At 70.6% G+C, this 6,202-nt stretch carries 6 protein-coding genes; 5 read left to right on the top strand and 1 reads right to left on the bottom strand.

The features are described 5' to 3' along the window. Window positions 1–258 precede the first annotated feature (258 nt). The 5 genes from I71_RS07550 (at window position 259) to I71_RS07535 (ending at window position 5,658) form a co-directional block, all read left to right on the top strand. Window positions 259–846, top strand: coding sequence for a Spy/CpxP family protein refolding chaperone (locus I71_RS07550; RefSeq protein ID WP_042693411.1), 588 nt, complete (start codon window positions 259–261; stop codon window positions 844–846). 179 nt (window positions 847–1,025) lie between these two features. Next, complete coding sequence (locus I71_RS40545) at window positions 1,026–1,160, top strand: hypothetical protein (protein WP_280109860.1); 135 nt, start codon at window positions 1,026–1,028, stop codon at window positions 1,158–1,160. Between the two features lie 98 nt (window positions 1,161–1,258). Further along, a complete protein-coding gene (locus I71_RS40540) occupies window positions 1,259–3,796 on the top strand; it encodes a helicase-related protein (RefSeq protein WP_042693410.1) in 2,538 nt (845 codons plus the stop codon). Window positions 3,797–3,999: 203 nt separating this feature from the next. Next, window positions 4,000–4,431 (top strand): RNA-binding S4 domain-containing protein, encoded by a 432-nt coding sequence (locus I71_RS07540; RefSeq protein WP_042693408.1) that lies wholly within the window; start codon window positions 4,000–4,002, stop codon window positions 4,429–4,431. A 114-nt stretch (window positions 4,432–4,545) separates the two neighbouring features. After that, window positions 4,546–5,658, top strand: coding sequence for a TIM44-like domain-containing protein (locus tag I71_RS07535; protein WP_042693413.1), 1,113 nt, complete (start codon window positions 4,546–4,548; stop codon window positions 5,656–5,658). A gap of 134 nt (window positions 5,659–5,792) precedes the next feature. On the opposite strand, the gene I71_RS07530 is transcribed toward I71_RS07535, so the two are convergent. Further along, on the bottom strand, window positions 5,793–6,202 hold a 410-nt coding region (locus tag I71_RS07530), incomplete at its 5' end, for a TOBE domain-containing protein (RefSeq protein ID WP_042693406.1).

The following is a 6,202-nucleotide window of genomic DNA, read 5'->3' as shown; positions in this document are numbered from 1 at the left end:
TGGGGTATGCGGTCCATGGCTCCCATGATCGGGCGAGGCGCGGCAGGCGTGAAGGGGAAATGTGTAACGCCCGGTTACCGGGGCCGCCGTGGTTACACTCTGTTACCAAATGACCGGTTTGCGGACATTCGACCGCAACGTTCGGCGCCCATTGTCTGGTCATCGGGACAGCGACGGCGATGCAGCCGCGACGGTCCCAACGGAATAAGCCCCCCCATCCGGGGTTTAGAGAGCACCAAACACCGAGGAGTCGACACCATGAAACGCGCCCTTCTGACGTCCGCCCTGTTGGTCGCCGGTCTTGGGGTGGCCGTTCCGGTCTTCGCCCAGGGAGGCCCGCAGCCCGGCGGTCCCGGCACCGGCATGGGTCCCGGACATGACCGCCACTTCGCTCGCATGTGCGAGGACCAGGAGGCCCGTCTGGCCGGCAAGCTGGCCTATGCGGAGAAGAAGCTGCACATCACCGAGCAGCAGCGCGCCGCCTGGACCAAGTTTGCCGATGCCGCCCGTTCCAGCCTGAAGCCGACGCAGGACCTGTGCGTGAAGTTCAAGGATGCCCCGCCGCCGGCAGCCCTGCCGCAGCGCCTTGAGCGGGTCGAGCAGATGATGCAGGCCCACCTGCAGCAGATCCAGAGTGTCCGCCCGGCCCTGACCGACCTCTACGCCCAGCTGACGCCCGACCAGCAGAAGCAGGCCGACCGCATGTTGAACCCGGGTCCGGGCGGCATGGGCGGCCATATGGGTCCGCACCATGGCGGCCCCGGCGGGTGGGACCATGACGGCCCGCGCCATCACGGGATGGGTCCGGGTCCGGTGCCGGCACCGCAGGAGCCGCCCAAGGGCTGACGTAACAGACTGGCTGACGTAACACGGAGACTCCCGGCGGCGACCCCAAGCCCCCCAACGCAGCCGCCGTGAGGCCGAGGGCCGCCGAACCCCCATTCGGCGGCCCTTGTCGTCTTCGCTCCCGTCTTGCCTCCCTCCTCTCCCTCCTTCCCCTCGTCTCGCAATCCGGGATGGCTCCCATGAGCGCGCTCGATCTCTCCCCGCTGTTCTTCAGCCTGTCTGTCATCAAGCAGGACTATCTGCTGATCCTCGGCATGGCCCGGAGCGGGTTCCAATCGCTCCGCACCAGCCGCGCGAGATCCCCGCGGCACTAGCCGTCCGGCGGCGACCGGCCGGCCGGACCGGTGCAATCGCCTTACATCGCCAAGCCGCCGCTTGCATTGCGGCCTCCCGCACCCCAAAGCTTACCCCTATGACGTCCTCTCACGCTTCGGCGGGCGGCGGTCTCGGGCGGGGGGGCCGTGTGGTCGCCGTGCTGGGGCCGACCAACACCGGCAAGACCTATCTGGCGATCGAGCGCATGCTCGGTCACCGGTCCGGCATGATCGGCTTTCCCCTGCGCCTGCTGGCGCGGGAGAATTACGACCGCATCGTCTCGATCAAGGGCAGGAACGCGGTCGCCCTGGTCACGGGGGAGGAGAAGATCCTGCCCCCCAACCCGTCCTACTGGGTCTGCACCGTCGAATCGATGCCGCTGGACCGCGCCGTCGATTTCCTGGCGGTGGACGAGATCCAGCTCTGCGCCGATCCCGAGCGCGGCCACATCTTCACCGACCGGCTGCTGAACGCCCGCGGCATGGTCGAGACGATGGTGCTGGGATCCGATTCGATGCAGCCGATGATCCGCCGGCTGGTGCCGAAGGCGGAATTCGTCAGCCGTCCGCGCTTCTCGCAGCTGACCTATGCCGGCCACAAGAAGCTGACGCGGCTGCCGCCGCGCTCGGCCGTCGTCGCCTTTTCCGCCACCGACGTCTACTCCATCGCCGAGATGATCCGGCGCCAGCGCGGCGGCACCGCCGTGGTGCTGGGCGCACTCAGCCCGCGCACCCGCAACGCGCAGGTCGGCCTCTATCAGGCGGGCGAGGTGGACTATCTGGTGGCGACCGACGCCATCGGCATGGGGCTGAACATGGACGTCGACCATGTCGCCTTCGCCCGCATCGTCAAGTTCGACGGCTTCGCTCCGCGCCGCCTGCGCCCCGCCGAGGTGGCGCAGATCGCCGGCCGCGCCGGCCGCCACATGCGCGACGGCACCTTCGGCACCACCGACGAGGTGGGGGAGCTGGACGCCGATCTGGTCACCCGCGTCGAGAACCACGAGTTCGAGACGGTCAGGACGCTGTCCTGGCGCAACAGCGATCTGCGCTTCGACACGCCGGGCTTCCTGCTGAAATCGCTGGAGGAGCGGGCGCCGCTCCAGGAACTGTCCCGCGTGCGCGAGGCCGACGACCATCTGGCCCTGCAGGCGCTGGTGCGCGACCCGGAGATCATGGACCTCGCCCGCGGCCGCGACGCCGTCAAGCTGCTGTGGGAGGTCTGTCAGGTCCCCGACTTCCGCAAGGTGCTGTCGGATGCCCACACCAAGCTGCTGGCCCAGGCCTTCCGCAGCCTGCGCGGGCCCCTGCGGCGGCTGGACGACGACTGGGTGGCGAAACAGATCGCCCGGCTCGACCGGACGGAGGGCGACATCGACGCGCTGGTCGCCGCATCGCCCATATCCGCACCTGGACTACATCTCCACCGGCCGAACTGGCTGAAGGACCCGCTGCACTGGCAGGAGCGCACCCGGACCATCGAGGACCGGCTGTCCGACGCCCTGCACGAGCGGCTGACCCAGCGCTTCATCGACCGCCGCTCCGCCACGCTGGCGCGGACGCTGAAGGACGGGCGGTCGCTGCTGGGCGGCGTGCGGGCCGACGGCGAGGTGGTGGTGGAGGGGCATGTCGTCGGCAAGCTGGAGGGCTTCCGCTTCGTACCCGACGCCCCCGACCGCTCCGACGAGGCAAAATCGCTGCTGACCGCCGCCCGGCGGGCGTTGCGCGACGAACTCGCCAAGCGCCTGCGCGCCTTCGAGGCGGAGCCGGACGACGTTTTCGCGCTGGGGCCGGATGGGGTGCTGAGCGCAGACAGCCTGCCGGTGGCGCGGCTGGCCGCCGGGCCGTCGGTGCTGGCGCCGCTGGTGGTGCCGTTCGACGAAGGCATGCTGGACCAGGCCCAGCGCGAGCGGGTGCGGGTGCGGCTGGAGCGCTGGTTGAAGGACCACATCGCCACCCGGCTGAAGCCGCTGTTCGCGCTGTCCGCGGCGGAAGGACTGTCCGGCGCCGGGCGCGGGCTGGCCTTCCAGCTGGTCGAGGGGCTGGGGGTGCTGCCGCGGCAGCCCGTCGCCGACATGGTCGAACGGCTGGAGCGCGAGGACCGCAAGGCCCTGACCGGGCTGGGCGTCCGGCTCGGGGTGTCGCACCTCTATCTGACCGCGCTGGCCAAGCCGGCGGCGGTGACCCTGCGCGGGCTGCTGTGGGCGGTGTCGAAGGGCCATCCGCTGCCGGTGCCGATCCCGCCGCCCGGCCGCGTGTCGGTCGAGGCGCCACTGGGGAAAGAGGGGCCGGTGAAGGAAGGCGGCGCTCCCCCTGGCTTCTGGGAGGCCATCGGCTATCCGCTGGCCGGCGGGCGGGCGCTGCGCGTCGACATGCTGGACCGGCTGGAGACGGAATTGCTGACCGCGTCCAAGGCGAATGCGCCGATCCGCGACGTGGCGCTCGGCCAGCGCGTCGGCCTGTCGGCGGAGGAGCTGGGGGCGGTGCTGACCGGGCTGGGCTATGTCCGCGCGGAAGGCGAGGACGGGGCGGTGACCTGGAAGCGCAGGCGCCCGCAGGGGAATCGGCAGCGGCGCGAGAAGCCGACGAACGAGGACCACCCGTTCGCCAAGCTGCGGCAGCTGTCGGGGATGTGAATAAGTGTGGGGAGTGGAATGAACGCACAGCCGATCAGCGCCTATTCTCCCTCTCCCCCCCGGGGAGAGGGTCGGGGTGAGGGGGATGCACTGCGCGATTATTCGAGAATGGCGCAGCCCCCGCTCTCTTACCGAAGACACGTCATGCCTCCCCCTCACCCTCTTCCCGGGGGGGAGAGGGGATCCTGGGCGGGGGGCATGCGATGACCGACACCGAAGACTCCACCCCCGGCCGGCTGCGGATCGACAAGTGGCTCTGGTACGCGCGCTTCTTCAAGACGCGCAGCCTCGCCGCCAAGCTGTGCAACGACGGGGGTGTGCGGCTGTCGGGGGCGGTGGTGACCAAGGCCCATGCCGCGGTGAAGCCGGGCGACGTGCTGACCTTCGCCCAGGGACGGCACATCCGCGTCATCAAGGTGGTGGCGCTGGGCAGCCGCCGCGGCCCGGCGCCGGAGGCGCAGGCGCTGTACGAGGATCTCGCTCCGCCGGTGGCGGAGGAGCGGTTGCAGGACCCCTACCGCGCCCCGTTCCAGCCGACCGGTGCCGGCCGTCCGACCAAGCGCGACCGCCGGGCGATCGACGCCCTGCAAGGGGACGGGCCGATGGGCGATTCCTGGCAAAGTGAGACCGATTAGGCGGTGGCGCTGATTGTTGCTGGAAAAAAGTGAGACCGCCTCTTAAACGGGGCGGCCACCGCCCCCATCTGGGAAGGCTGGATAACCGACCAGATGCGACAAGCGAGCATGATCATGAGCGAGAAGACCCGACCTTCGAGCCTTTCCGCCACCTCCTCTCCCAAGCAGAGCAAGACCGGGCGGGGCGCCCGCGCGGCGACCGCCGTGGCGGTTGCGCTGGTGATGGCGCTGGCCGCCGGCACCGCCGACGCCCGCGCCGGCAAGAGCAGTTCCTCGGGCAGCCGCGGCAGCCGTACCTACGATGCGCCGGCCGCCACCAGCACCGCCCCCAGCGCGGTGTCGCCGATGGAGCGCTCGGCCGCTCCGCAAGCCGCGCCGGGCATGCAGCGTCCGGGTTCCACCGCCCCGGCGGCGGCACCCTCGCGCGGCTTCTTCGGCGGCGGCTTCATGTCGGGCCTGATGGGCGGCCTGATCGGCGCCGGCATCGGCGCGATGCTGTTCGGCGGCGGCTTCTTCGACGGGCTGGGCAGCTTCTCCGGCATCCTGGGCTTCCTGCTGCAGATCCTGCTGGTCGTCTTCCTGGTCCGGCTGGCCATGCGCTTCTTCCGCAACCGCTCGCAGACCGCGAACACCGCGGCCGGCGGCGGTCCGCTGGGCGGCCAGATGGGTGGTGGGCGGCCGGCCTATGCCGGCGGCCCGCTGGGTGGACAGATGAACCGCGATGCGGCCGATGTCGGCTATAACCCGGTTGGCGGCGGCCCGGTTGGCGGTATGGGTGGTGGCAACGCCGGTCCGGCGCCGCGCCGTCAGGCAGCCGACGAGATCGGCATCCAGCCGGCCGATTTCGAGTCGTTCGAGCGGCTGCTCGTCACCGTCCAGACCGCCTACGGGCGTGAGGATGCCAACGCCCTGCGCGCCGCGACGACGCCGGAGATGTTCTCCTACTTCAGCGACGATCTGGCCGAGAACCGCAGCCGCGGCGTGGTCAACAAGGTCAGCGATGTCCGCCTGCTGCAGGGCGATCTGGCCGAGGGCTGGCGCGAGGGCGCGCAGGAATACGCCACCGTCGCCATGCGCTTCTCGCTGATCGACGTCACGGAGGACCGTGCCAGCGGCCGGGTGGTCGAGGGCAACGCCTCGCAGCCGACCGAGGCGACGGAGCTGTGGACCTTCGTCCGCCCGCGCGGCGGCCAGTGGCAGCTGTCGGCGATCCAGCAGACGCGCTGACGCCTGCGGGCTTTGAAATGCGAAACGCCCCGGCCAATCGGCCGGGGCGTTTTCGTTTGGAGGGTTCGTGCCCTTTCCCGCCCCGGGATCCCCTCTCCCCCCCCCGGGGAGAGGGGGGATATGGGAGAGGGAACTCAATTCGTCGGCAACACCACCGCGTCCGCCGCCCGGAAGCCGAGGCGGGCGGTCTGGCCGGGGACGAAGGCCGGTTCCTGGCCGAGATGCGGCATCTGCACGGTCAGGCCGCCGTCGAGGAAGGCATTGACGAAGGCGCCCTCGAAGTCACTGTGGCTGACACGGGCAGTCAGGCTGTTGTCGCTCTCACCCGGCGCCAGGCGCTCCGGCCGGACGAACAGGGTGGCGCGGTCGCCCGCCGCCAGCCCGCGCGGGTTGCGCCCGCGCAAAGGCCCGTAAGCGGTGTCGAGCACCGCCCAGCCATCCGCCGCCTGGGTGACCGGACCGGCGAAGCGGTTCGCCTCGCCGACGAAGGAGGCGACGAAGGCGGTTTCCGGATGGTCGTAGATGGTCTTGCCGTCGCCCACTT

The organism is Azospirillum sp. B506, from assembly GCF_000333595.1.
In the GTDB taxonomy this organism is placed as follows: domain Bacteria; phylum Pseudomonadota; class Alphaproteobacteria; order Azospirillales; family Azospirillaceae; genus Azospirillum.
This window is presented reverse-complemented; position numbering and strand designations above follow the sequence as displayed.

Coding starts and splice junctions, on each gene's coding strand:
- I71_RS07550 (WP_042693411.1), top strand. CDS start 259: ATGAAACGCGCCCTTCTGACGTCCGCCCTGTTGGTCGCCGGTCTTGGG.
- I71_RS40545 (WP_280109860.1), top strand. CDS start 1,026: ATGAGCGCGCTCGATCTCTCCCCGCTGTTCTTCAGCCTGTCTGTCATC.
- I71_RS40540 (WP_042693410.1), top strand. CDS start 1,259: ATGACGTCCTCTCACGCTTCGGCGGGCGGCGGTCTCGGGCGGGGGGGC.
- I71_RS07540 (WP_042693408.1), top strand. CDS start 4,000: ATGACCGACACCGAAGACTCCACCCCCGGCCGGCTGCGGATCGACAAG.
- I71_RS07535 (WP_042693413.1), top strand. CDS start 4,546: ATGAGCGAGAAGACCCGACCTTCGAGCCTTTCCGCCACCTCCTCTCCC.